We start from the raw sequence: 24,546 nt of genomic DNA, 5'->3' as shown, positions 1-24,546 counted from the left end.
TCGCTCCCGGCACCCGTCAGGTACCGGTGAAGCTGTTAAACTACTGTAAATGCCTTACACGAATAACTCTGCGATCACAGGTGCTGTCCATGACGACAAACTCATCCGAAGACCGCCGCGATTACTTTCGGATCGACGATCATGCGGGTCTCGAAATCAAACCGCTGGAGAACGATGACCATAGCGACAGCGATCTTGCTTTCGACGACAACCAGCTCGCACCCTTGCAAGACGAACTAAGACGGCTGGACCAGGATATTCGCAGCCAGCTTGCCGCTCTTGCCGAACGGGAGCGCTTACTTTCGAATCTGATGAAGTCGTTCAATGCCAAGATCGACACGTTGGCGCGCATTATGGCCTTTGAGCAAAATCCCTTGCAACCTGAGCAGTGGCATCCGGTAACACTCAGTGAAGGTGGCATCGCGTTCCCTTCTGATGACCCTTCCCTCGTCAAAGACCGGTTTATCGCCCTGCGGATGACGCTACCCCCGGAGTTTGTGCAACCCAGAGCTGTAGCGCAGATTATCTCCATTTCGGAAACCGATGGCCGACGCTGGGTGCACACGGAATTTACCACACTTGATGATGCAGACCGGCAACTCATCTCCCGGCATGTCTTACGTTGGCAGGTTCGCCAGCGCCAACAACCTTTAAGAGACTGACGGGTCTGTCACAAGTCGATTACTTTCGACGATACTCTGTAGTAATGTTCGGGTGATAATAAATTTCAGTAATTAAAACAATGATTGAGCCGGGTAAGGCCTCGTCAGTTTTTCGATATGGCCGCCGCCAAATTGATAATTAAAGCCGGCAGATCAACACAAAAAGCAGCAGGAAAACGATTCATGAAAACGCTATCGCAGCCCAGACCGCTAAACGTAGCCCGTCCTTTGTCATTCGTCGCCGGTGCGATGGTCGCACTCGCAGCATTCACGGCAACGACGCCGGCAATCGCAGACGAAGTTCGCATCCCCGTCATGCAACAAGGCAGCGACAAACGGGCAGTAAAACTGCCGGCTCACGGCGAAACGAAAGGCCAGGTCCAGAGCCGTTACGGCAAGCCGCAGGGCATTAAGGGCCCTACCGGTGAACCTCCTATTACCCAGTGGTTCTTCAATGACTTCGTTGTGTACTTCGAAGGCGACCGGGTTATCCATGCCGTTCTCAAACCAAACCGCTGAAGACATCGCAGCGTATTGATATCGGGCATGCCTGCAATCGTATCTGTACATACCGCAACCACCCTGAAGTCGCTGGTATCAGACGTTCAGGCAGGTAGAATGGCAAGAATGAAGAGTCGGCGCCTCATATGCAGGTTGGGACAATCGTCCATTAATCAGCCGCACCGGATATGGTGCGCAGTTAATACCGACCATCATTTCCCCACAATCTGAGACAACCGCCAAGCGATAAGGTGACGGTAACTTGAGTAATTTCCGCATTATGCCTGCCGAGTGGGCGCCCCAGAGTGCCGTGATGCTGACATGGCCCCATGCCGGCACTGACTGGGCTGATGTACTTGACGTTGTTGAGCCCGTGTTTGACGCAATCGCGAAAGCCGTGCTGCGCTTCCAGCACCTGATTGTGAGTTGCGAAGACGCCGATAAGGCAGCGTCTATCCAGACCGCATTGAACGACTGGGTTGTGAACCGGGGTTTTCCGGGCCGCGTCAAAACCGCAGCCGTGCCGGCAGATGATACCTGGGCCCGGGATCACGGACCCATCACGGTGCTGGAAAACGACAAGCTGCAACTACTGGATTTCAACTTCAATGCGTGGGGCGACAAGTTCCCATGGGCAAAGGACAATGCCATTAACCGCCAACTGGCCGAATCCGGTTTTTTTGGCGCTGTTCCGCTGCAAGATCAGGATTTTGTGCTGGAAGGCGGCTCGCTTGAGTCCGACGGCGCAGGCACGCTGCTCACAACCAGCGAGTGCCTGCTGTCGACTGCGCGCAATCCGGGCTACGATCGCTCGCAAATCGAATACAAACTACGGGACACACTGGGCGCAAACAAGGTTTTGTGGCTCAACCACGGTTATCTCGCGGGTGATGATACTGACAGCCATATCGATACACTTGCCCGATTCTGTTCCGCCGACACGATTTGTTACGTACGCTGTGACGACCCGCAAGACGAACACTTTGACGCCCTCAACGCCATGGAGCGTGAGCTGAGCCAGTTCACCAATATTGAAGGCAAACCCTACTCGCTTGTCCCGCTGCCGTGGCCTGACGCCCATTTTGATCAAAACGGTGAGCGACTGCCGGCAACCTACGCCAATTTTCTGATAATTAATGGCGCGGTTCTGTTGCCCATCTACAACGTTCAGCAGGACGTCGAAGCGATCAGAACCATGACCGCGCTGTTCCCCGATCGGGAAATCATCCCCATCGACTGCGTTCCCCTGATCCATCAACATGGAAGCCTGCACTGTGTCACCATGCAGTTTCCAGCCGGAGTCGTGACGCTATGAGCTCAACAGGTGCCCGCCCTCTCAACGTGGCAGCCATTCAACAATCCTGTAGCGCCGACAAGCAGGAAAGCCTCGCCACCAGCGAGCGCCTGATACGTCAGGCGGCAAAAGACGGGGCTCAACTGGTCGTTCTGCAGGAACTCCACGCGACCCTCTATTTCTGCCAGAACGAAGACACAGCCACGTTTGAACTGGCTGAACCCATACCAGGGCCAACAACCGAAAGGCTATCAGCGCTGGCAAGCGAACTGCAGATCGTGCTGGTCGGTTCGGTATTCGAGCGCCGGATGAACGGGGTCTACCACAATACCGCCGTTGTCTTTGATACAGACGGCAGCATCGCCGGTACCTACAGAAAAATGCACATCCCGGATGACCCCGGCTTTTACGAAAAGTTCTACTTCACACCGGGAGATGCCAGCTTCAACGATGGCCGCAACGGCTTTACACCGATTGAAACCTCGCTCGGGAAACTGGGTGTTCTGGTGTGTTGGGACCAATGGTATCCGGAGGCCGCTCGCCTGATGGCCCTGGCCGGTGCAGAGTGCCTGATTTACCCTACTGCCATTGGCTGGGACGTCACTGACGATCAGGACGAGCAACAACGCCAACTTGAAGCTTGGGTGACGGTCCAGCGCGGCCATGCAGTCGCCAATAACCTGCCGGTGATCGCACCCAACCGCGTCGGCGTCGAGCCGGATCCCGACGGCCATAGCGATGGCATCAAGTTCTGGGGAAACAGCTTCATCTGCGGCCCCCAAGGGGAATTTCTGGCAAGAGCGGACTCGGATAACGAAGCCATTCTTCACACGACGATTGATCGCAACCGTAGCGAATCGATCAGGCGGATCTGGCCCTATTTTCGCGATCGGCGCATTGATGCCTACGGCGATATTCTTAAACGCGTGCGCGACTGATCAGGGATTCAAACCATATGAAAAAACTGATCGATGGCGTCGTCAGCCAGCTCAATACTATTTTGCTGGGCAAAGATCATCAGGTGCGACTTGCGGTCTGCTGCCTGCTTGCCCGCGGTCACCTGCTGATCGAAGACATCCCGGGCATGGGTAAAACAACCCTTTCCCACGCCATCGCCAGAGTAATGGACCTGAGCTACACCCGTATTCAGTTCACCAACGATCTGCTGCCTGCCGATGTGTTGGGTTTCTCCATGTATGACAAGGCGGCCGGCGCACTCGTGTTCCACAAAGGCCCGGTGTTTTCACAGGTTGTTCTGGCTGACGAAATCAACCGTGCCTCGCCTCGCACCCAAAGCGCCTTGCTTGAGGCGATGGAAGAGCGCCAGGTATCGATTGAAGGCGAAACTCGCCCGCTTCCAACACCATTCTTTGTCATCGCCACCCAGAACCCTCTTGAACAAGGTGGCACCTATCCGCTTCCGGAATCGCAGCTTGACCGCTTTCTGATGCGCGTAGAACTGGGCTACCCCGATCCCCGTGCCGAGCGCGCATTGCTGGAAGGCAGCGACCGGCGCGCAATGACCGATGCCATGATCCCCATGGTCAGCCAGGGAAATCTCGAGGCCCTTCAATCCGCCGTTGAAAAGGTGACTGCCAGCGACGCGCTGCTGGACTATGTGCAGCGGCTGTTAGAGCAAAGTCGCAACATGCCCGGCGTTCAGTACGGGCTGTCACCAAGGGCAGGACTGGGCCTGTTGCGCGCAGCCCGCGCCTGGGCTCTGATGGCGGGCCGGCGTCACGTTCTCCCGGACGACATTCAGGCAGTACTGCCGGCCGTTGCCCGTCACCGCCTCGAACAGGGTGAGTCTGCCAGCAGCGCTCACCGGGTTACCCAGCTTATCAATGAGGTTGCCGTATTCTAGGCGCCTGGATCTATAGCGCACCGCAATGAACGGCATAAGCCCAATCAATTCAGATAAACCTTGAGGCGTGTTATTCTCGCCCTCAATTACGCATCAGTGGGCCGTCAAGAGGCTCGCAAGACATATTCGAGAGAGACCGCATCATGAGCGAAGCAAAGCATTCACGACTGATTATTCTGGGTTCCGGGCCGGCGGGTTACACCGCCGCGGTGTACGCTGCACGAGCGAACCTGAACCCTACCCTGATCACCGGGATAGAAGTCGGCGGCCAGCTCACCACCACGACTGACGTCGATAATTGGCCTGGCGACAACGACGGCGTCCAAGGCCCGGAACTGATGCAGCGGATGCTCAAGCACGCAGAGCGGTTTGAAACCAAAGTCGTGTACGACACGATCAACGAAGCAGACCTGAACGAACGCCCGTTCCGCCTCAAGGGTGACAGCGGCGAGTATACCTGTGACGCACTTATTATCGCGACCGGCGCAACCGCTATGTATCTGGGTCTGGAATCCGAAGAGAAGTTCAAAGGCCAGGGCGTGTCAGCATGCGCCACCTGCGACGGCTTCTTCTATCGCAAACAGAAAGTGGCGGTGATTGGTGGCGGCAACACAGCAGTTGAGGAAGCGCTCTATCTTTCCAACATCGCAGACGAAGTCACACTGATTCATCGTCGCGACAAGCTGCGCTCGGAAAAAATCCTGCAGGACAAGCTGTTCGAAAAAGAAAAGAACGGCAACATCAACATTATCTGGGATCACACTCTGGATGAAGTGCTGGGCGACGGCACCGGTGTCACGGGGATTCGTATCAAGAGCACCAAATCGGACGCCACACAAGACATGGATCTTGCCGGCGTTTTCATCGCCATTGGCCACAAACCGAACACCACCCTTTTCGAAGGGCAGCTGGAAATGGAAGGCGGCTACCTGAAAATCCGCTCCGGACTGGAAGGCCTGGCTACCATGACGAGTATTCCGGGAGTATTTGCTGCTGGCGACGTCGCTGACCATGTCTATCGTCAGGCCGTCACCTCTGCTGGTTTCGGCTGCATGGCGGCGCTGGATGCAGAGCGTTTTCTGGATCAAGCTGCAGAGTAAGGCATCAATCCAACCTGGTGATTGTCCTGTCAACGCAATGCTTGGCGGGCAATCACCAGATTGCGCCGATCAGCCCTCACGTGTAACCAATCAACCTGATCCCTGCAACAACTGCCCGAAGTCATCTCCGGTCTCACCTTCCTGTTATTCTCGTGTTACGCTTGAAACCCTATGTCGTTCATAACCGGCCTGCACTGGAGTATACGCCTCAACGATGACTGCACTGCCCTGGCTTGATCCAGACAAGCTCTGGTTCCCTGCGCCTCAGGATGCCCTCACAGATCCGGACGGCCTGCTTGCTATTGGTGGCGATTTGTCACCAGAGCGATTGGAGGCTGCCTATCGGAGAGGGATTTTCCCCTGGTTCAGCGAAGACCAGCCGATTCTCTGGTGGTCGCCGGATCCACGCTGCGTGCTCATCCCTGGCGAAGTGCATATATCCCGGCGGTTGCGCCGCAGACTGAACCAATCGCCCTACACCATCACCATAGACCGGGATTTCAACGGCGTCATTCGAGCATGTGGGCAGACCCGGGCTGAAGGCACCTGGATCACTTCAGACATGGAATCCGCTTACCGGCGCCTTCACCGCCGTGGCATCGCCCACTCATTCGAAGCATGGAACAGTGCTGGCGAACTTGTAGCCGGGCTCTATGGCGTATCGATCGGACGCTGTTTTTTCGGTGAATCCATGTTTACTCTGGAAACCGATGCTTCCAAGATTGTCTTCGTGCACGTGGCCAACCAGCTGGCATCCTGGGGTTACACCATCATGGACTGTCAGGTCGAAAACAATCATTTGCTCAGCCTTGGCGCACGCTGTATTTCGCGTCAGCAATTTTTATCTATACTGGAAAAAGGCATTGATCAGTCGCCCGGTCAGAGTCGCTGGATTTTGGACTGGCACTGGCCCTCCGGTGGAATCGGCTAGATGCAGAGGTTCTGTCAATGAGTAGCCTCAAAACGCTGGTGTTTTTCGCAACACCGCCGCATGACTGCAGCTATATCGACGGCAACGAGGCGACAACCATGTTTGTCGACCCTCGGGCGCAAGTCGACAAACGCCTGTACAGCCAACTGACAGCACTGGGATTCAGACGCAGTGGATCCCATTATTACCGCCCTCATTGCGAAAGCTGTAACGCCTGCATTCCGGTGCGGCTGGATGTTCGCGAGTTTGAAATGAACCGTTCGCAACGCCGCGTCTGGAAGAAGAACAGCGACGTCCGGTTCAGGCTCGCTCCAGCACGCTTTCGTGAAACCTACTACCAGCTATACGCAAAGTACATCGAGCAACGCCACTCGGACGGTGACATGTACCCGCCCTCGCGGGAGCAGTTCACCTCATTTCTTGTAGAAGGCGCCAATCAAAGCGAATTTCTTGAAATGTGGCTCGACGATACGCTGATCGGACTCGCAGTTGTCGATTCACTGGACGATGGCCTCTCAGCAATTTATACACTCTTCGATCCTGCCGAAGATGATCGCGGCCTGGGTACACTGGCTATTTTGTGGCAGGCGAAAGAGGCCCTCAGACGCGACACCCCCTACCTCTATCTCGGCTATTGGATCCGCGAGTGCCGCAAGATGAACTATAAAGCCAGGTTCAAGCCACTGGAGGCCTTTATAGGCGGGCGCTGGCAGCAGCTAATCGCAACAAGCGGCCATTCTGTCGCAACAGAATGAGCAAGATGGGGCTTTTTTTGCTATACGCCTATAAATCAGGCAGAATTGCGCTCATTTATTGCGGTAGGGGTCGGTAAATTTCCGCTGATATTCAGCCAGCCGACCGGGCGTTACGCGCCCCTGACTCCCAGACGACTAATTCAAAGCGTGAGGTTTTTACTGAATGGCAAAATCAGATGTCATCGAAATGGAAGGCACAATTGTAGACACCCTTCCCAACACGATGTTCCGTGTTGAACTGGCGAACGGCCATGTTGTTACAGCACACATTTCCGGCAAGATGCGCAAAAACTACATCCGTATCCTGACCGGCGACAAGGTCAAGGTTGAGCTGACACCTTATGACCTGAGCAAAGGTCGCATTGTTTACCGCGCCCGTTAACAGATTATCTGGCCTTTAGTTACCCGGCGTAAGGGTAAAGATCGGTCAACGCCCTGTTTTGCCCTGGCGTTAAACTGCCGAGGCAATAAAAAGCCCCGCTCGAACAAATCGACCGGGGCTTTTTATTGGGCGATAGCTTTTGCCAGAGCCCGAGATCGGCGATCACTGAGTAATTTATTCCCGGTCAGGCGACGAACACTCCTTCCCTCCTGGGTTGGTATAACAGCGCACCTTCCGCAAAATAGTCATCATGTCGTCATCATAAACCTGAGCAGCAAGGCGCCCGATCTCGGTTTCATTGCCATCGAGATCGATCCGGACCTCTCTCAGCATCTCCTGATACTCCAGCTTCGCCTTCTGCGGCACGTCGACCCAGCGCGACTGGGGGACAGCATCCTCATACTGCCTCACCAGTCTCATCGACTCATTGTAAAGTCGTGACATTGCCTTCCTCGACTTCTGCACAAATGCCGCATCAAATGCTCCCTGACGTGCCACCAGCTGGATGGTCACCTGACCCACCGGAAACCTGACGATGCCTCCCTTGACGCCCATGCCTTTGGCCATTTCGAGCACCTCGTAAGCCGCCGCCGGAACATAGCTGATATCCGCCTGCCCGGAATTGAAGATTCCCGCGAAATTGCTGATTTTTGCAGGCACCGGAATCGCTCCGACATACTCCACCATGTGCCATGCATCATAGTGGCCTTCAAAAACCGTGATGCGCTTACCTCTTAGATCTTCGACGGTATCGATGCTTCTGTCATTTACAAACAGGTAGGCAGCGCCCATCGGTGCCACGCCTAATATCTGGTATCCGTTACCATCCATTTTGTCGCCTACTCTGGGGCTGGCCAGAATTTGAAGCAGAACCTTGAGATCCTCATAACGGGGCACAGCACCAATTGCACTGATCGAACCGGTGAATCGGTTGTAGTGGCGAGCACCCATATCCGTAACAGCTACCAGATCACAGCGACCGGCTTCAAAGTCCCCCCTCGCCCTGTCCTCATCGGTATAAGGTTTCATTTGCAGGTTTTCGCCTACCTGCAGCATCTCCCTGCGGTATGTTTTCAATGTGTTGTATACGTAACCGCTAGCGCCTGCCACATCGAACACACAGAACGCACGTGAAGGCTGCGCATGCCCCTGAACCGTCCATGTCATTGTGAGTATCAGAAGCAGATATTGCGTTCCCCTTGCCATCGTCTTGTTCCTCCGGGTTATCGTTTTTGTTGATTACCTGAACCCGCGTCACCACTGAAGCACACAAAGGGCGAGGTATAGTCGGAACGATCCCAGAGCCAAGGCCTAAACAAATTGACCTGACATTGATTCTTCTCGAGGCAAATCTGCAATTCAGCGCTCAAACCCGCGGTTTCAGGGAGTGCTCGCTTAGGAACCAGAAATAACGGAGGGGAAAAGAAGAATGAAATTGGCACTTAATGACATAACAGCCATTTGCAGTGACGTGCCCGGATTCATAGAACCGGTATAGGAATCCCGGCCCGCGCCCTCGTGAGGGAAGCGGGCCGGTAAGTCAGTACAACAGCGTCAGATCAGATTGCTTCAGCAGGCTCATCTTCATACTCGAAGACAAGCTCATCGCCTTCAAGATGAATATTAACCTCGCCACCGCTCTCTGCCAGCGAACCGAACAGGATCTGCTCGGCCAGCGGCCGCTTGATCTTGTCCTGAATCAGGCGCGACATCGGGCGGGCGCCCATTGTCGAGTCATAGCCCTTGTCCGCCAGCCAGCGCTTGGCCTCCATATCCACATGCAGCACCACGCGCTTCTCATCAAGCTGAGCCTGCAATTCGGTCAGGAACTTGTCGACCACATGAGTGATCGTGTCGCGCTGGAGATCCTCGAACTGAATGATGCCATCGAGACGGTTACGGAACTCCGGCGTGAAGGTCTTGGTAATGATCTCCATACCATCAGTGCTGTGGTCCTGCTCGCTGAAACCAATTGAGCGGCGGCTCATACTTTCCGCGCCCGCGTTGGTTGTCATCACCAGTATAACGTGCCGGAAATCAGCTTTGCGCCCATTGTTATCGGTCAGCGTACCGTGGTCCATCACCTGCAGAAGCAAGTTGAAGACTTCGGGGTGTGCCTTCTCGATCTCATCCAGCAGGAGCACGCAGTGCGGCTGCTTGTTAACAGCCTCGGTCAGCAAGCCCCCCTGATCAAACCCGACGTACCCCGGGGGCGCACCGATCAGGCGCGATACCGTGTGGCGCTCCATGTACTCTGACATGTCAAAGCGGACAAGCTCGATTCCCAACACCTTCGACAGTTGCCGCGTTACTTCTGTTTTACCGACACCGGTAGGTCCGGCAAACAGGAAGGCCCCTTCCGGTTTTTCAGGCGACTTGAGACCGGCTCGCGCCAACTTGATCGCCGTCGACAGGGATTCGATCGCCCGATCCTGACCGAATACCACCATCTTGAGATCGCGCTCCATATTGCGGAGCAGATCCTTGTCGCTGGTAGACACGTTTTTTGGCGGAATGCGGGCAATCGTTGCGACCACATCCTCAATTGAGGAGACGCCGATCACCTTGCGACGCTTGTTGCCCGGCAACAACTGCTGCCGAGCCCCCGCCTCATCAATCACGTCAATGGCCTTGTCAGGCAGGTGACGATCCGTGATGTAACGATCAGCCAGTTCAGCGGCTACGCGCAACGCTTTGTCGGTATACTTCAGATCATGATGCTTCTCAAAGTGGGACTTCAGACCCCGTAGAATCTGATAGGTGTCTTCCACGCTTGGCTCATTCACATCAATCTTCTGGAAGCGGCGCGCCAAAGCACTATCCTTCTCGAAGATACCCCGGAATTCCTGGAACGTGGTTGAGCCAATACACCGGATATCGCCTGAACTCAGGAGCGGCTTGAGCAGGTTGGACGCATCCATAACCCCACCGGAAGCCGAGCCGGCACCGATAATGGTGTGAATCTCATCGATGAACAGAATAGAGTGATCTTCTTTCTTAAGATCAGCCAGCAACCCCTTGAATCGTTTCTCAAAATCACCACGATACTTGGTACCTGCCAGCAGCGCACCCAGATCCAGTGAGTAGACTACGGCATCCGAGATAACATCCGGCACCTGGCCGTCAACGATGCGTTTGGCAAGCCCTTCAGCAATGGCCGTTTTACCGACACCGGCCTCACCGACCAGCAACGGGTTATTTTTGCGTCGACGCACCAGTATCTGTACGACACGCTCTACCTCGTGCTCGCGCCCGATCAACGGGTCGATCCGACCCTGGCGAGCCTGCTCGTTCAGGTTTGTCGCATAGCTTTCGAGAGGCTTGGACGATGTGCCATCTTCGCTGACTTCTTCCTGGGGCTGCTCAACACCTTCCTGCTCATCTGCACCTTGCAGACGGGAAATGCCGTGGGAAACGAAGTTGACGACGTCAATGCGTGCAATGCTCTGCTTCTTCAGAACATAAACCGCCTGACTTTCCTGTTCACTGAAAATGGCAACCAGCACATTGGCACCGGTCACCTCTTTCTTCCCGGATGACTGAACATGGAACACTGCGCGCTGAAGCACACGCTGAAAGCCCAATGTGGGCTGTGTTTCACGTTCACTGTCATTATGGGGAATCAGTGGGGTTGTTGAATCAACGAACTCCAGGAGATCCTCCTGCAGTCCCTGCAGATCTGCACCACAAGCCTTAAGGACACCAATCGCAGAATCATTGTCGAGCAGAGCGAGCAGTAAGTGCTCTACCGTCATGAATTCGTGGCGCTTGTCCCGGGCACTTTTAAACGCTGCATTCAGCGTAATTTCCAGATCTTTGCTTAACATGGGCCACCCCAGCGTCTATCAGTCCGCACGTTCAATCTCACAAAGCAGTGGGTGTTCACATTCCGAAGAATACTGATTCACCTGTGCCGCCTTGGTCTCCGCGATATCGCGGGTATACACACCACATACGGCCTTTCCCTGCGTATGGACGAGCAACATCACCTGCGTCGCTTTTTCTTCATTCATTCCGAAGAATGTCATCAACACTTCAACTACAAAGTCCATCGGCGTGTAGTCGTCGTTGAGGAGCAGTACCCTGAAGCGCGCAGGGCGTTTCAGGGCAGGTTTTTCCGGAGATACTGCCAAACCGTCCTCACGGCCAGGCTCGTGATCTTCCCCTCCCTGACTTAATACTAGTAGAGAATTTTCGATGTTCCGCATGCTTCTTTACCGGATTTTAGATTCGCAGGGATTTGAGTAGTTCCATTCCCTGATTAAACGTGGTTCCCCGTGATGCTGTTTTCAAGACACAGGCACAATAAAAACTGCACAACCCGCAGGATTCGTAAAAACAGGGGCCTGTATCCATATTAACGCCTAGCCCACCCTCACAACCAGCGTTGTTGCGAATGAAAATATCGCAAAACGCTACGAGTACCGCCGACACCCGACCGCGAATAATTTAAAACCTGAAGGCACAATTCACCTCACAGAAATGCCTGTTTTGACCCGATTTTCAACCACCCGTGAGCACCCGCAACAGTTTTGCAGCGCCCTCTATTGACTCTGTGCGAATATTGGTCAAGAGTACAAGATGTAATGTGAAATTATGTCAACTGCGGTGCCGACCTTGCCTTCGGCCCGTTGCCAATGAATTTTAAAAGCAATAATAAGACGAGCAGGAAAACAAGGGAGTGGATCATGCCTCAAGGCAAAGTGAAGTGGTTTAATAATGCCAAGGGTTATGGCTTTATTATTGAAGATGGCGGCAACGAAGACCTGTTCGCCCATTTCTCAGCAGTCCAGATGGAAGGCTACAAGACATTGAAGGCCGGACAGACGGTCAGCTTTGACAAGAAGCCCAGTGACAAAGGCACCCATGCGGTGAACATCGTTCCACTGGATCGCCTTGAGAAACGTGAGCCGTCACACAGTGACGCGAGCAGTTCCGATGCCGAATCGGAGCTATCAGAGGGCGCATCAGGACCAACACTCCGCGCTGCCCACGGCTGACAATCTCAAACGCAACACCATGCGAATGCTCATGCCAGATTACGGACGCCAAAGCACACTCAGCCGATGGCGTTAACAGGATCCGGCGATTCCCGGAGCGCGTAAGCACGCTCTGAAACCGGCAAAGAAGGCAACAAAGGTTCTACACGAACCCAATTTTACTGCCTGACACACAATCACTGCCGGTTCTTCTATAACATATCCCGAATACAGTAGAGCGGCGCCCACGAGGCGCCGTTTTTTCTTGTAGTATCAATGATACCCTACGCCCTGTTTCATCCGCCTGGTTGTCGCAGTATTCGAATGACCACCTGTGCCGAAGCCTTTGATATACGTGATAATCAGCTGACTTACCTTTCTTAAAGACGCGATATGGCCCGACTTATACTGCTCAACAAACCGTTCAACTGCCTCTGCCAGTTTACGGATGACCGTGGCCGCTCCACCCTTGCAGATTTTATTCGAACTCCCGGCGTCTATCCTGCGGGCAGACTTGATTACGATTCAGAGGGGCTCCTGCTGCTCACGGATACCGGCGCCCTGCAACACCGTATCGCTTCGCCGCAGCTTAAGATGTCCAAGACATACTGGGTTCAGGTTGAAGGCGATATTTCCGACGAGGCCCTGTCTCGGCTATCTTCAGGTGTCGATCTCAAGGATGGCCCAACCCGGCCAGCCAAAGCACGGCGCCTGAGCGCTCCGGATCTCTGGCCCCGCAACCCGCCGGTCAGGCAACGGCAAAACATTCCGACCAGCTGGCTTGAACTGACCATTACCGAAGGCCGTAACCGGCAGGTGCGCCGAATGACCGCCGCCGTCGGGTTCCCCACTTTGCGGCTGATTCGACAGCGTATCGGCGACTGGTCGCTCGACGACCTTAAACCGGGCGAAAGCCGGACGGTCGATGTGTACATGCCATCCGCACCGGCAAAACCTGCCAAACGTGGCAAACCGGCGAACAAAAGCGGATCCTTCAAAGGAAAGCGAAAATGACCTGGAAACCCCACGCCACAGTTGCAGTCGTCGTTGAACAGGATGGTCGATTTCTGATGGTTGAAGAACACAGCGATGGCCGGGTGGTCTATAACCAGCCGGCAGGTCACATCGAACAGCATGAATCCATTCTCAATGCCGCCCGCAGGGAAACCCTGGAAGAATCCGGTTGGCAAGTTGAGCCCACTGACTTCATGGGGCTCTACACCTTTGAGGCCCCCAACGGCGCGACCTACTATCGTCTGTGCTTCGCAGCCAAAGCCATCGAGCACATCAGTGATACTCTCGACGACGATATTATTGCCGCCCACTGGCTGAGCTACGACGAGATTTGCAAGCGTCGACAAGAGCTCCGCAGCCCTCTAGTCATCAATTGTATCGACGACTATCTGGCAGGGAAGCGCTACCCGCTTGAAATCATCACGGACAAGATCGGCATGGACGCAAACTAAGACCACCCTGCCCGATCCTGGCTGCAAAACTACGGATCACCCTGGGGCGGCAAAGCTGATAGAATGCTGCCAAATTCTGCCTCGATTCCGTTATTTTTTATGAGCACCAATACGACTGACTCCGGAAACTCTCCTCGCGTTATCGTCGGCATGTCCGGCGGTGTCGATTCCTCCGTTGCTGCCCTGCTGTTGCTGAAGCAAGGCTATGCAGTGGAAGGCTTGTTCATGAAAAACTGGGATGAAGACGACGGCACAGAGTACTGCACTGCAATGACGGATCTTGCAGATGCACAGGCCGTCGCTGACAGCATTGGTATCACCTTACACACCGCCAGTTTTGCTGCGGAATACTGGGACCGGGTGTTTGAGCACTTTCTTGAAGAATACCGCGCTGGCCGCACGCCCAACCCGGACATCCTGTGCAATAAAGAAGTAAAGTTCAGGGCCTTCCTCGACTACGCGATCACCCTGGGTGCTGATTACATAGCAACCGGCCATTACGCACGCAGACAGCTCACCGAGTCCGGTGAAGCCCAACTACTGAAGGGGCTCGACGCCAATAAGGACCAGAGCTATTTCCTGCACGCGGTATCGGGTGACCGTATCGCCCGGACCCTTTTCCCGGTGGGCGAAATCGAAAAAACCGAAGTCCGCGCCATCGCCGAAGAAGCCGGCCTGGTGACCCACGACAAAAAAGATTCAACCGGCATTTGTTTCATCGGAGAGCGCAAGTTCCGTGACTTCCTGAAACAATATATCCCGGCTCAGCCAGGCAATATCGAGACACCGGAGGGCCAGGTCATCGGCCGCCATCAAGGCTTGATGTACCACACCATAGGCCAGCGCCAGGGCCTCGGCATCGGTGGGCTTAGCAACTTCAACGACGACCCCTGGTACGTTGCCGAGAAAGACCTCGATCGCAACATACTGGTCGCGGTGCAAGGCAAACAGCATCCACTGCTGTTTTCCCGTGGTCTAATCAGCGGCCCTGTCGACTGGGTGTCGGGCAAAGCACCGGCGCAGGAATTCCGCTGCCATGCCAAGACCCGCTATCGCCAGCCTGACCAGGCTTGCACTGTAACGGTGACTGAAGTGGGTTGTCGGGTTGTGTTCGACGACGCCCAGCGCGCAGTAACGCCCGGCCAATCGGTCGTATTCTACGATGGCGACAACTGTCTCGGTGGCGGCGTGATCGAGACGACGTGGCGCGATGAGTCCGCTGCGGTCCCGACGGCAACGTCGGCCTGACACCAAATCTGGCAGCCCAACCCGGCTCTAATAAATTCAATCAGGCTACACCAAGTGAGGTAACGTTGAGTCGCTCCCTAGAAGAACAAACGCTGGCACTAGCTGGCATTTTCCAGGCTGCCGCATTGGTTCAGCAACTGGCTCATCGAGGCCAGTGTGCGCCCTCAACTCTGGAAACCTCTATAGGCTCCCTGTTTGCGACCAACCCACCCACCACACTCAGTGTTTTTGGCGAACTGAAGGATTTGCGTGAAGGCCTGTCGGTTGTGAGCAAGCTGCTGCAAACCCAGAGCGGCCAGCAGGACATCGAGATCCTGCGCTACGCCCTGAACCTGATTCACCTGGAAGCGAAGCTGCGCAAACAGCCCGATATGATCGATATACTCGGCAGTCGTATCAAGCAGGCCAGGCACACGGCGGATCACTTCGGCTTCAGCCACATCAACCTGATTAATAACCTGGCGTCAGTCTACACCGATACCATCAGCACCTTCCGCCTGCGCATTCAGGTCACCGGTGACCCCAATCACTTGCGCACCGAAGAAACTGCAGCGCGCGTGAGAGCGTTGTTGCTGGCCGGCATTCGCTCTGCCGTATTGTGGCACCAGACTGGCGGGCGACGCTGGCATCTGGTGTTTTATCGCAAGCGGGTTGTGGAATGTGCCCGGCGTCTGTCTGAGCAAGCCAACCAGTCCGTCTTCCACTGATCGGTTTTCCACTGATTCCCGGCCCCAACTGGTGTATCCTATAGCCCATTTTAAAGAGGGTATTGCAAAACGACCGCGCTCGACCAAGCTGCGCTGAAAATCCGTTCAGAATGCGCATTTACTTAACGTAAACTGCGCTTTTCGCGAATTTTCGCCTTGCCTGACCGTCGCTCGCGACGCTTTGCAACACCCTCTCAAACTTGATGGCGCCGCCCCGCGAGCCCGCAACTGGCGTCACTGGTATTGTCCAACTGCTCCAGCGCATGAATTGAGAGGTTTCTGATGGAATTGACTGCCCTGACCGCTATTTCACCGGTCGACGGCCGGTATGGCGAAAAAGTCCGCGTATTTCGCGAAATTTTCAGCGAATACGGCCTGATCAGAAACCGGGTGAAGGTCGAAGTCCGCTGGCTTCAGCAACTGGCAGCACACCCTGAAATTGCCGAGGTTCCGGCACTGTCTGACCAGGCCAATGCCGTGCTCGACCAGCTGGTGGATCAGTTCAGCCTGGCAGACGCCGAGCGCATCAAGACTATCGAGCGCACCACCAATCACGACGTAAAAGCTGTCGAGTACTTCATTAAAGAGAAAATCGCCGACACGCCCGAGCTCCAGGCCGTCACAGAGTTTGTGCATTTCGCCTGCACCTCGGAAGACATCAACAACCTGTCTCACGGCTTGATGCTGAGCGAAGGTCTGGAGCTCGGCATGTTACCGGCGATGAACCGCATCATTGCGCGCATCACCGAACTGGCTCACGCGCATGCCGCTCAGCCCATGCTCTCGCGTACACACGGCCAGACAGCCTCGCCCTCAACCGTGGGCAAGGAATTCGCAAACGTTGTTCACCGCCTGCGGCGTCAGGTGGAGCAGATCAAGCGAGTCGAAATCCTGGGTAAGATCAATGGCGCAGTCGGCAATTACAATGCCCACATGTCCGCCTACCCCGCGATTGACTGGGCAGCGAACGCAGAAGCTTTCGTAACATCCCTCGGCCTGAGCTGGAATCCTTACACCACTCAGATCGAACCACACGACTATATTGCCGAGCTTTATGATGCCGTTTCCCGCTTCAATACCATCCTGATTGATCTCGACCGGGATGTCTGGGGCTACATTTCACTCGGTTACTTCAAGCAGAAAACGGTTGAAGGCGAAGTTGGCTCATCCACTATGCCTCACAAGGTCAACCCGATTGACTTTGAAAACTCCGAAGGCAACCTCGGCATCGCCAACGCCATACTGGGTCACCTGTCTGCCAAACTCCCCGTCTCCCGCTGGCAGCGCGACCTGACCGATTCCACTGTATTGCGGAATCTGGGTGTTGGTTTTGCACACAGCCTGATTGCCTACGAATCAACATTGAAAGGCCTTGGCAAGCTGGAGTTGAATTCCAGCCGACTGGACGCCGATCTTGATCAGGCCTGGGAAGTGCTGGCAGAACCCATTCAGACCGTCATGCGCCGGTACAACATCGAAAAGCCCTATGAAAAACTGAAAGAGCTGACGCGCGGAAAAGCCATGACGCCAGAAGTTATTCAGGATTTCGTGCGCACACTCGATATGCCGCAAGCCGGTAAAGACGAATTGCTCGCACTGACGCCTGCCAATTACATCGGTAATGCTACCGATCAGGCGAAGTCAATCTGATATGCAAATCCCAGGTGGACTCGACGCAGCTGAGTTTCTGCGTGACTACTGGCAGAAAAAGCCGCTGATCATCCGACAGGCCTTTCCGGATATGGAAAGCCCTGTTTCTCCCGACGAACTGGCCGGGCTCGCCTGTGAGCCCTCGGTTGAATCGCGAATCGTCATTGAGGATGACGACGGAAAGCCGTGGCAGCTTGAGAATGGCCCGTTTGAGGCAGATCGCTTTCAGTCATTACCTGAAACGCACTGGACCTTGCTGGTTCAGGGGCTTGATCACTGGGTGCCGGATCTTGCGCCACTGCTCGACCGGTTCCGTTTTGTGCCCAACTGGCGACTGGACGACATCATGGCCAGCTTTGCGCCAGAAGGCGGCAGCGTCGGCCCACATTATGATCAGTATGATGTGTTCCTGCTGCAGGCTGAGGGCCGGCGGGAATGGCACTACGGTGGTCACTGTGACGAGAAGTCTGCGCGGGTCGACGGCACACCCCTGCGCATTCTTCGGGACTGGCAACCTGAGCATACCTACACGCTTGAACCGGGCGATATGCTCTATATTCCACCGGGGGTTGGCCATCATGGCATTGCGCGCGGCGACTGCATCACGCTTTCCGTAGGATTTCGCGCACCGAGCCACGACGATATACTGACCGGCTTCAGCGATTTCCTGTGTAATCTGCCTGGCGCCGAGCAATTGCTCCGCGACCCTGACCTCGTTCCCCAGGAGAACCCGGGCGAGATCAGTGCGACAGCATTGGATAAAGTTGCGGATATCGTGAACGCTGCCCTTGGTAACCGCGAACAACTTGCACTCTGGCTGGGCCAGTACTCCACAGCGCCCAAGAACAGTGAGATTGTCTCACCTCCGGAAGAAGTCTATACAGCAGAGGATTTGCGGGACGCTCTGAATGACGGCGAGCAGCTTCGCTGGAACGAAGGCTCCCGATTCGCCTATCATGACTTTGATGGCGCAACAGCGCTATTCGTCGATGGCGAGCGCTTCGTTCTCAAGGGAGACGCCAAACGGATCGCGCCCCTGCTGTGTGCCGGCCATAGGCCTGATCCACAGCAAATGACGCTGATGGCAGAAGACCAGGCACTTTCCGGCCTGCTGGTCACACTCATCAATCAGGGAAGCCTGTATCTGGAATGCGACTGAAGATCCGCAAATACAGCTGGCAACTGGCGCCCTCGGCCGTCAGGGAGATCCGTCAGGCCGTCTTTATTGACGAACAGGCAGTGCCTGCAGAGCTGGAGTGGGATGATACCGATGAAATATCGGATCACTATATCGGCCTGACCCCGGACAACACGCCGGTTGCAGTCGCGCGGCTAGCTCCCTCCATTACAGATGCTGCCCATATCGGGCGGATGGCGATTCTCAAGGACTTTCGGGGAATGGGGCTCGGTGAGCAGATGCTGCGGCACGTGATCGCTGACGCTGCGCCGGAGTTCGACAGCCTTTACCTGAGTGCCCAGCAATACGCAGTACCGTTTTATCAACGGGCCGGGTTCCATGTTTGCTCCCTGCCCTATGATGACGCCGGCATACCACATCTTGCTATGCGCTGCTTCGCTGCCAGGCAAGTTCTTGCAAACGTTGGTGGCGCATCAATGCCCACAATTGCCGGGGAAGACAGCAACACCTGGCACTTCTCCAGCGAAACGGATCTTTGCGACCTGACCGACACACTGGCAGGCCAGGCCCGGCAACGCCTATGGATCTACGAACGGCACCTCAGCCATGAGATTTACGATCGCAAGCGCTTGCGGGACCTGATCTCGGACCTTGCCCGAAGCCATCGCAATGCTGAAATTCGAATACTGATCCATGACGACAAACCGCTGGTGCAACGCCGGCATCAGTTGGTCGAACTGATGCGGCGTCTACCCAGTAAGATCGAGCTACGCCTGGTGAATCCGGATTACCCTGTGGAAACCCAGGCCTTTTCGATAGGCGACAGGGAAAGCGTCAGCTACCGACACTCTCTGGATAGCCCTGTTGGCTGGACGCGATTCAACGATACCGGGCGGGCGAAGCTACAGAGCGAGGCATTCCAGCGCATGTGGGATAGCGCGCGTCCTTCGGTTGAACTGCGCGAACTTCCGATTTAACGCCAGCCTCCGCACCAGCTGTCGATCAGTGATCCTGCCCTTCGAATGGCCGACCAAACTCGGCAAACTCCGCATCCACTTCAGCAGCAACATCCATGATCAGACGTCGTAACCACTGATGATCAGGGTTGTGCTGAAGTAATGGACTCCAGGCCATTTTCAATTCAAATGGCGGAATCTTGAACGGCGGAACCTTCACCACCAGTTGCGCGTTGTGTCGCTGAAGCCAGGCCGCTCGGCTGGGCAGCGTCGCAATCAAATCATGCTGCTCTGCCAGCAGCATTGCGACCTGATAGTGACGGGTGAATACAGAGATATTTCGCTTACGCCCCATCAGAGTGAGCGCTTCATCCACCCAGCCCAAACGCTGCACATCTTTTGGATTCACCCCGACCCCCACACCGAAACCCGTTTTGCTGACCCAGATGTGACTGGCATCCAGATAGGTATCGAGAGTAAACGGCTCACTCAGGATTGGGTTGTGCGCGTTCATCAGGCAGGCAAAGTACTCGGTCCACAAGGTTTTCTGGTGGAACGACTGGGGCAAGGTGTCAAACCGGTTGATCGCCATATCGAGACGTCCCTGCTCCACGTCAAGAAAGCTCACATCACTGGGGGTCAATACATCCAGGGTGACATACGGCGCTTCCTGACGGATGCGGCGCAAAACCCTGGGCATCAGGCAGGACTCAGCGTAATCACTCGCCATAATCCGGAACACACGCTGACTCTCATCAGCCGCAAACTCTGACTTGGCCTGCACCGCACGTTCGATATCCGCGACTATATTACGCACCAGGGGCTTCAGCTCCAGCGCGCGTTCGGTAGCGGTCATCCCCTCGCTGGTCCGCACCAGCAAAGGATCGCCGAACAAATCGCGTAATCGCCGAAGTCCGTTACTCATTGCGGGCTGAGTGATCCCCAGATGATTCGCTGCTTTGGTGACGTTTTTTTCGCGTAAAAGCACATCAAGGTAGACCAACAGGTTCAGGTCAACACGTGAAATATCCATCCGTTCTCCTTGTGTGGTCTGATCACCAGGGCAGAAATATAGCGGGCAGTCTACCATTCATGGAATAAATAAAGAAAAGGATCAGCATCAACGGAATGAATTGAAAGAAGAGCGGCCACCGACCTCTATCACATACAAAGCTAAGTCATTGTCTTATACACACAACTTAACCCTTTGAGACAGATGATTGGGCTATACTCAGCAGGGATAGTCGCGTAATACGTCACCGGCGCTGGAATCGAATAGCATAAGGGTTGTTTGCTGGCTTATGAACACCACTACCATCGTTATATTTTTTGCGGTCATCGTTCTCGTATCGATCGCCATCATTGTCATCTCCCAGTTCAGGGAAAAGGCCAAAATCGAGCGCGCGCGTACCGTAAAAGCGCTTGAAGACAGTTATTATCTTACCCAACGATTGTTATCGGAGCTGCCCCCGCAATACCTGTCCCGCGACCTCAAGCTGGTCATTCTCATGCGGGCCGAAGACATCTGCAAGGAACTCCAGGCGCTTAAAACAGCGCAACCAGTCGACCAATGGCAAAGCCAGATCAAGGCAACCCGCCAGCGCATCGAAGATGGCGCCGACGAACAATCTCCTCAGCGTATTGATACACCGCAACGCTGCAGCGACGTTAAACAACTGCTCCAGTCGTTGTTCAAGCTGATCGAACGCCAGCAAAAGAAGGGACGCATTGAAAAAAGCCTGGCCCGCAAGCTTATGAGCCTGGTGCTGTTTCTTATTCACAAAACACAGGCGGATTTGCTTATCAGCCAGGCCCGCGATCTGATTCGCAATAACGAGCTTCGTAAGGCCATTCATTGCTACCATCTGGCATCAACAGAGTTGGGTAAAATCAAAGATCACCCGATGGCCGTCAAATCGATAAAAAGCTATCGCATGCGGATCAAGGAACTGGAAGGCACGCTGGCAGGTAATGCTCCGCAAAAATCTGACGAAGAACAGCAGCGGCTCGATAAAGAGTGGGATTCGTTTGCCCACGAAGAAGAATGGAAGAAAAAAGCGGATTACGACGATTAATTCGCGACGCCATAATACAGGGATAGTTTGATTTGTGAGTGCTCCTTTTACCAAGCGCCTTTCATTTCGCCTGACGCGTAACACCGTTTTGCTCGCGATGCTGCTAGGTATCGTGCTGAATATGGCACAAGTGACTCTGGACTTCTTCAATGCCCGAAAGAGTATGGACGATGAAATCCGGGCGCTTATGGATATCAGTTACAGCCCGGCATCCCAGATCGCCTATAACATCGATACCCGCCTGGCAAAAGAGTTGCTCGATGGACTACTGCGCCATCCCGCTATCGTTGAAGCCCGGATTGTCGACCCGGACGATCGCATACTGGCGTCTTCAACCCGCACCTCCAACGAATCCCGCTACCGCATGCTCAGCGACGCCCTCTTCGGGAACGAGCGCGAATATTCCGAAAGCCTGCGAGTGCCGCAGCTTGACGACATACCGCTCGGGCGACTCGAGGTGCGCATTGACACCTACTATTACGGCACCGCCTTTCTCAGCCGCGCTGCCAACACGCTTATCAGCGGATTTATCAAAAGCCTGATTCTCAGCATCATATTATTGTTTATTTTCTATTTCGTACTGACAAAGCCTCTGTTGCGGGTTATCGAAGCCCTGCAAGAGGTTGAGCCTGAAGCGCCGGAGAAGGTCCGGCTGCCAATCCCCAAGCACCACCAGGAAGATGAAATCGGGCTGATGGTCACGATTATCAACCACCACCTGGATACCATCGACAGCAGCCTTGATCAGGTGCGGCACACCGAATCCCAGATGAAGCACTACTCGTCGCAACTTGAGCGGGAAGTCGACGACCGAACACGGGAAATATCCGACAAAAACGAAGCACTGCAACGGGGTAACCGGGCGCTCATACGCGCCAAGGAAGATGCGGTTCATCGGGCGCGCAGCAGAGCCAACTTCCTTGCCAGCATGAGCCACGAAATCCGCACGCCACTTAACGGCGTGCTGGGCATGCTCAGCCTGGCACTTGAAGGCGAGCTTGAGCCGAGTCAGCGAAACCGGCTCGACATTGCACTCAACGCCGGCCAAAGCCTGCTCAACCTCCTTAACGACATTCTGGACATTTCCAAGGTGGAAGCTGGCAAGCTTAACCTCGAGAGCATCGAGTTCAGTCTGCGGGATGTGATCGAAGAATGCGCCACTCTGCTAAGCCAGCAGGCCCGACACAAACACGTTGAACTGGTTATCGATCTGGACCCTGCACTTCCGGATATTTTCCAGGGCGACCCTACACGGGTCCGTCAGATCATCAACAACCTGCTGGGCAACGGCATCAAATTTACTGAAACCGGCGAAGTACGGATCAGGGCCAAAAGCGACAAAACCGAGACACGAATCGATATCATCGACACGGGCATCGGCATGGCTGAAGAATCTCTGCGCCGGATTTTCTCGCCGTTCTCGCAGGCCAATGCAGACACGACCCGCCGATACGGCGGCACGGGGCTGGGCCTGACACTATGCCGGCAACTTGTTGAAAGAATGCACGGCCAGATTACGGTTGAATCCCGGGAGAACAAAGGCACTCACTTTACCGTTATCCTGCCCCTACCGGTGCGATCACAGGCCAAACGCGCGGTCTTTGAATCAGAACGCTTGCGACAAGCCGGCATTGTTCTCGACATGAACCACGCCAATCCACATCGACTGCCACTCGAACGGCAGCTCCAGTTCTGGAATATTCCGGTTCAGACATCCAGTGAAGCGCTTGACCGCGATAACCCTATTCACAGCGCTGCTTATCTGTGTGACACAGCAGACTGGATGCGGGGCAAGCTGACTGACATTCCGCTTCCCTGCCCGCTTGTTTTAATTGGCGAGCCCGCCGAATCCATCAAGCCGGTATCGGGCCGTCCGATGCAGGTTATTTCACTGCCATTGAGGCGGGAACAGGTTGAAACTGTACTTCAGTCGGCCACGAGCACACGCCAGCCATCAAAAGAACCGACCCAAACCCAGAACGGCGAGAGAACGAGCAATCGCGCGCTCGACATCCTTCTCGTAGAGGACAACCGCGTTAACCAGATCGTGGCGAGTAGCATGCTACGCAAATTGGGTTACCGGGTAGATCTGGCAGAGAACGGTGAGCGAGCGATTTCAGCCCTGAAGCAGAAAGGCTACGACGTGGTGTTGATGGACTGCCAGATGCCAGTACTTGATGGTTATGAAGCAACACAACGTATCCGGCAGAATCCGGAGTGGGCATCACTGCCTATTATCGCCGTCACCGCAAATGTCATGCAGGGTGACAAAGACGATTGCCTGACAGCCGGCATGAATGATTACATCACCAAGCCCTACAACAAGCATGAACTGCAGGCGATGATCGAAAACTGGGCCGCTGCAGGTGATCCCTCTCAGGAGAACTGATCCAGTAACAGCCTCAAATTGCGCCTGAGTTGATCAGCCTGCTCTACATCCAGACCACTCCGGCACAGCATGTCACCGGGTACCGTCAGCGCTTGCGTACGGAGCTGCTGGCCGTCCGGCGTCAAGGCGACATCCACAACCCGCTCATCGGTTTCCCTGCGACGCCGGGTGACCAGACCCCGATGCTCCAATCGTTTGAGCAAGGGGGTCAAAGTGCCTGAGTCCAGCCTCAAGCGCTCACCAATGCTTGATACCGTCACAGTCGGAGCACCCTCGGCAGATTGCCCCTGAGCCTCCCACAGCACCAGCATTACCAGGTATTGCGGGTAGGTCAGGCCCAGCGCATCCAACAGCGGGCGATATAGAGAGGTCATGGCCCTGTTTGCAGCGTACAACGCAAAACAGACCTGATTATCCAGCGCGAGAGGATCGGTATTCATCACGATGAA

The 24,546-nt window shown here is 54.9% G+C and carries 24 protein-coding genes; 19 read left to right on the top strand and 5 right to left on the bottom strand.

The features are described from left to right. Positions 1–89: 89 nt before the first annotated feature. The 9 genes from ACUN9X_RS12470 (at position 90) to infA (ending at position 7,489) form a co-directional block, all read left to right on the top strand. Entirely contained in the window at positions 90–662 is a 573-nt protein-coding gene (locus ACUN9X_RS12470) for a PilZ domain-containing protein (protein ID WP_445473309.1), read from the top strand. A 183-nt stretch (positions 663–845) separates the two neighbouring features. Further along, the gene (locus ACUN9X_RS12465; RefSeq protein ID WP_445473308.1) at positions 846–1,181 is read left to right on the top strand and encodes a hypothetical protein; all 336 of its coding nucleotides are present in this window, start codon (positions 846–848) and stop codon (positions 1,179–1,181) included. A 262-nt stretch (positions 1,182–1,443) separates the two neighbouring features. After that, positions 1,444–2,478 carry an agmatine deiminase family protein gene (locus tag ACUN9X_RS12460; RefSeq protein WP_445473472.1) on the top strand — a complete coding sequence of 345 codons (1,035 nt, stop codon included), beginning with the start codon at positions 1,444–1,446 and terminating at the stop codon, positions 2,476–2,478. Continuing rightward, the gene (locus ACUN9X_RS12455; protein WP_260037778.1) at positions 2,475–3,395 is read left to right on the top strand and encodes a carbon-nitrogen hydrolase; all 921 of its coding nucleotides are present in this window, start codon (positions 2,475–2,477) and stop codon (positions 3,393–3,395) included. The genes ACUN9X_RS12460 and ACUN9X_RS12455 overlap by 4 nt, the downstream gene beginning before the upstream one ends. Positions 3,396–3,412: 17 nt before the next feature. Then, the gene (locus tag ACUN9X_RS12450; protein WP_445473307.1) at positions 3,413–4,321 is read left to right on the top strand and encodes an AAA family ATPase; all 909 of its coding nucleotides are present in this window, start codon (positions 3,413–3,415) and stop codon (positions 4,319–4,321) included. A gap of 143 nt (positions 4,322–4,464) precedes the next feature. Continuing rightward, a complete protein-coding gene (gene trxB, locus ACUN9X_RS12445; protein ID WP_260037781.1) occupies positions 4,465–5,421 on the top strand; it encodes a thioredoxin-disulfide reductase in 957 nt (318 codons plus the stop codon). A 214-nt stretch (positions 5,422–5,635) separates the two neighbouring features. Then, positions 5,636–6,352, top strand: a complete 717-nt coding sequence (aat, locus tag ACUN9X_RS12440; protein WP_445473306.1) for a leucyl/phenylalanyl-tRNA--protein transferase — start codon at positions 5,636–5,638, stop codon at positions 6,350–6,352. A 17-nt stretch (positions 6,353–6,369) separates the two neighbouring features. Continuing rightward, on the top strand, positions 6,370–7,107 hold the full coding sequence (locus tag ACUN9X_RS12435) for an arginyltransferase (protein WP_445473305.1): 738 nt from the start codon (positions 6,370–6,372) through the stop codon (positions 7,105–7,107). A gap of 163 nt (positions 7,108–7,270) precedes the next feature. Beyond that, the gene (infA, locus tag ACUN9X_RS12430; protein WP_260037784.1) at positions 7,271–7,489 is read left to right on the top strand and encodes a translation initiation factor IF-1; all 219 of its coding nucleotides are present in this window, start codon (positions 7,271–7,273) and stop codon (positions 7,487–7,489) included. Positions 7,490–7,663: 174 nt separating this feature from the next. Here infA and ACUN9X_RS12425 read toward each other — a convergent pair whose 3' ends face one another. From ACUN9X_RS12425 to clpS, 3 genes are all read right to left on the bottom strand, one after another. Next, positions 7,664–8,695: a putative solute-binding protein gene (locus tag ACUN9X_RS12425; protein WP_445473304.1), complete on the bottom strand. Its 1,032-nt coding sequence runs from the start codon at positions 8,693–8,695 to the stop codon at positions 7,664–7,666. A gap of 353 nt (positions 8,696–9,048) precedes the next feature. After that, on the bottom strand, positions 9,049–11,316 hold the full coding sequence (gene clpA, locus ACUN9X_RS12420; RefSeq protein ID WP_445473303.1) for an ATP-dependent Clp protease ATP-binding subunit ClpA: 2,268 nt from the start codon (positions 11,314–11,316) through the stop codon (positions 9,049–9,051). 18 nt (positions 11,317–11,334) lie between these two features. After that, the gene (gene clpS, locus ACUN9X_RS12415; RefSeq protein WP_260037787.1) at positions 11,335–11,697 is read right to left on the bottom strand and encodes an ATP-dependent Clp protease adapter ClpS; all 363 of its coding nucleotides are present in this window, start codon (positions 11,695–11,697) and stop codon (positions 11,335–11,337) included. Between the two features lie 480 nt (positions 11,698–12,177). Between clpS and ACUN9X_RS12410 the strand changes: the two genes are divergently transcribed. The 8 genes from ACUN9X_RS12410 (at position 12,178) to ACUN9X_RS12375 (ending at position 19,654) form a co-directional block, all read left to right on the top strand. Continuing rightward, complete coding sequence (locus ACUN9X_RS12410; RefSeq protein WP_279307099.1) at positions 12,178–12,489, top strand: cold shock domain-containing protein; 312 nt, start codon at positions 12,178–12,180, stop codon at positions 12,487–12,489. 372 nt (positions 12,490–12,861) lie between these two features. Then, complete coding sequence (locus tag ACUN9X_RS12405) at positions 12,862–13,482, top strand: pseudouridine synthase (RefSeq protein ID WP_260037788.1); 621 nt, start codon at positions 12,862–12,864, stop codon at positions 13,480–13,482. After that, a complete protein-coding gene (locus ACUN9X_RS12400; protein ID WP_260037789.1) occupies positions 13,479–13,934 on the top strand; it encodes an NUDIX hydrolase in 456 nt (151 codons plus the stop codon). Before ACUN9X_RS12405 ends, ACUN9X_RS12400 begins: the two co-directional genes overlap by 4 nt. Positions 13,935–14,033: 99 nt before the next feature. After that, the gene (gene mnmA, locus ACUN9X_RS12395) at positions 14,034–15,182 is read left to right on the top strand and encodes a tRNA 2-thiouridine(34) synthase MnmA (RefSeq protein WP_260037791.1); all 1,149 of its coding nucleotides are present in this window, start codon (positions 14,034–14,036) and stop codon (positions 15,180–15,182) included. A 65-nt stretch (positions 15,183–15,247) separates the two neighbouring features. Further along, positions 15,248–15,889 (top strand): high frequency lysogenization protein HflD, encoded by a 642-nt coding sequence (hflD, locus tag ACUN9X_RS12390; RefSeq protein ID WP_260037792.1) that lies wholly within the window; start codon positions 15,248–15,250, stop codon positions 15,887–15,889. Positions 15,890–16,171: 282 nt separating this feature from the next. Then, on the top strand, positions 16,172–17,539 hold the full coding sequence (gene purB / locus ACUN9X_RS12385; RefSeq protein ID WP_260037793.1) for an adenylosuccinate lyase: 1,368 nt from the start codon (positions 16,172–16,174) through the stop codon (positions 17,537–17,539). A 1-nt stretch (position 17,540) separates the two neighbouring features. Continuing rightward, the gene (locus ACUN9X_RS12380; protein ID WP_260037794.1) at positions 17,541–18,698 is read left to right on the top strand and encodes a cupin domain-containing protein; all 1,158 of its coding nucleotides are present in this window, start codon (positions 17,541–17,543) and stop codon (positions 18,696–18,698) included. Continuing rightward, complete coding sequence (locus ACUN9X_RS12375) at positions 18,689–19,654, top strand: GNAT family N-acetyltransferase (protein WP_260037795.1); 966 nt, start codon at positions 18,689–18,691, stop codon at positions 19,652–19,654. The genes ACUN9X_RS12380 and ACUN9X_RS12375 overlap by 10 nt, the downstream gene beginning before the upstream one ends. 25 nt (positions 19,655–19,679) lie before the next feature. Here ACUN9X_RS12375 and ACUN9X_RS12370 read toward each other — a convergent pair whose 3' ends face one another. Then, positions 19,680–20,666 (bottom strand): LysR family transcriptional regulator, encoded by a 987-nt coding sequence (locus ACUN9X_RS12370; protein ID WP_260037796.1) that lies wholly within the window; start codon positions 20,664–20,666, stop codon positions 19,680–19,682. 268 nt (positions 20,667–20,934) lie between these two features. Between ACUN9X_RS12370 and ACUN9X_RS12365 the strand changes: the two genes are divergently transcribed. Next, positions 20,935–21,708, top strand: coding sequence for a hypothetical protein (locus ACUN9X_RS12365; RefSeq protein WP_260037797.1), 774 nt, complete (start codon positions 20,935–20,937; stop codon positions 21,706–21,708). A gap of 97 nt (positions 21,709–21,805) precedes the next feature. Continuing rightward, positions 21,806–24,097 (top strand): ATP-binding protein, encoded by a 2,292-nt coding sequence (locus ACUN9X_RS12360; protein WP_445473471.1) that lies wholly within the window; start codon positions 21,806–21,808, stop codon positions 24,095–24,097. On the opposite strand, the gene ACUN9X_RS12355 is transcribed toward ACUN9X_RS12360, so the two are convergent. Continuing rightward, positions 24,085–24,537, bottom strand: coding sequence for a MarR family winged helix-turn-helix transcriptional regulator (locus tag ACUN9X_RS12355; RefSeq protein ID WP_260037800.1), 453 nt, complete (start codon positions 24,535–24,537; stop codon positions 24,085–24,087). The genes ACUN9X_RS12360 and ACUN9X_RS12355 overlap by 13 nt on opposite strands. Positions 24,538–24,546 lie beyond the last annotated feature (9 nt).

The sequence above is a fragment of the Marinobacter sp. V032 genome (assembly GCF_052645435.1).
The sequence above is the reverse complement of the archived record's forward strand: the minus strand, read 5'-3'. Positions and strand labels throughout refer to the sequence as shown.

Bases quoted from the DNA above. Each gene is read 5' to 3' on its own strand.
- ACUN9X_RS12435 (WP_445473305.1), top strand. From the start codon at position 6,370: ATGAGTAGCCTCAAAACGCTGGTGTTTTTCGCAACACCGCCGCATGAC.
- ACUN9X_RS12375 (WP_260037795.1), top strand. From the start codon at position 18,689: ATGCGACTGAAGATCCGCAAATACAGCTGGCAACTGGCGCCCTCGGCC.
- infA (WP_260037784.1), top strand. From the start codon at position 7,271: ATGGCAAAATCAGATGTCATCGAAATGGAAGGCACAATTGTAGACACC.
- ACUN9X_RS12425 (WP_445473304.1), bottom strand. From the start codon at position 8,695: ATGGCAAGGGGAACGCAATATCTGCTTCTGATACTCACAATGACATGG.
- aat (WP_445473306.1), top strand. From the start codon at position 5,636: ATGACTGCACTGCCCTGGCTTGATCCAGACAAGCTCTGGTTCCCTGCG.
- clpS (WP_260037787.1), bottom strand. From the start codon at position 11,697: ATGCGGAACATCGAAAATTCTCTACTAGTATTAAGTCAGGGAGGGGAA.
- purB (WP_260037793.1), top strand. From the start codon at position 16,172: ATGGAATTGACTGCCCTGACCGCTATTTCACCGGTCGACGGCCGGTAT.
- ACUN9X_RS12465 (WP_445473308.1), top strand. From the start codon at position 846: ATGAAAACGCTATCGCAGCCCAGACCGCTAAACGTAGCCCGTCCTTTG.
- mnmA (WP_260037791.1), top strand. From the start codon at position 14,034: ATGAGCACCAATACGACTGACTCCGGAAACTCTCCTCGCGTTATCGTC.
- trxB (WP_260037781.1), top strand. From the start codon at position 4,465: ATGAGCGAAGCAAAGCATTCACGACTGATTATTCTGGGTTCCGGGCCG.
- ACUN9X_RS12355 (WP_260037800.1), bottom strand. From the start codon at position 24,537: ATGAATACCGATCCTCTCGCGCTGGATAATCAGGTCTGTTTTGCGTTG.
- ACUN9X_RS12450 (WP_445473307.1), top strand. From the start codon at position 3,413: ATGAAAAAACTGATCGATGGCGTCGTCAGCCAGCTCAATACTATTTTG.
- ACUN9X_RS12470 (WP_445473309.1), top strand. From the start codon at position 90: ATGACGACAAACTCATCCGAAGACCGCCGCGATTACTTTCGGATCGAC.
- ACUN9X_RS12460 (WP_445473472.1), top strand. From the start codon at position 1,444: ATGCCTGCCGAGTGGGCGCCCCAGAGTGCCGTGATGCTGACATGGCCC.
- ACUN9X_RS12365 (WP_260037797.1), top strand. From the start codon at position 20,935: ATGAACACCACTACCATCGTTATATTTTTTGCGGTCATCGTTCTCGTA.
- clpA (WP_445473303.1), bottom strand. From the start codon at position 11,316: ATGTTAAGCAAAGATCTGGAAATTACGCTGAATGCAGCGTTTAAAAGT.
- ACUN9X_RS12370 (WP_260037796.1), bottom strand. From the start codon at position 20,666: ATGGATATTTCACGTGTTGACCTGAACCTGTTGGTCTACCTTGATGTG.
- ACUN9X_RS12400 (WP_260037789.1), top strand. From the start codon at position 13,479: ATGACCTGGAAACCCCACGCCACAGTTGCAGTCGTCGTTGAACAGGAT.
- ACUN9X_RS12360 (WP_445473471.1), top strand. From the start codon at position 21,806: ATGCTGCTAGGTATCGTGCTGAATATGGCACAAGTGACTCTGGACTTC.
- ACUN9X_RS12380 (WP_260037794.1), top strand. From the start codon at position 17,541: ATGCAAATCCCAGGTGGACTCGACGCAGCTGAGTTTCTGCGTGACTAC.
- ACUN9X_RS12405 (WP_260037788.1), top strand. From the start codon at position 12,862: ATGGCCCGACTTATACTGCTCAACAAACCGTTCAACTGCCTCTGCCAG.
- ACUN9X_RS12410 (WP_279307099.1), top strand. From the start codon at position 12,178: ATGCCTCAAGGCAAAGTGAAGTGGTTTAATAATGCCAAGGGTTATGGC.
- ACUN9X_RS12455 (WP_260037778.1), top strand. From the start codon at position 2,475: ATGAGCTCAACAGGTGCCCGCCCTCTCAACGTGGCAGCCATTCAACAA.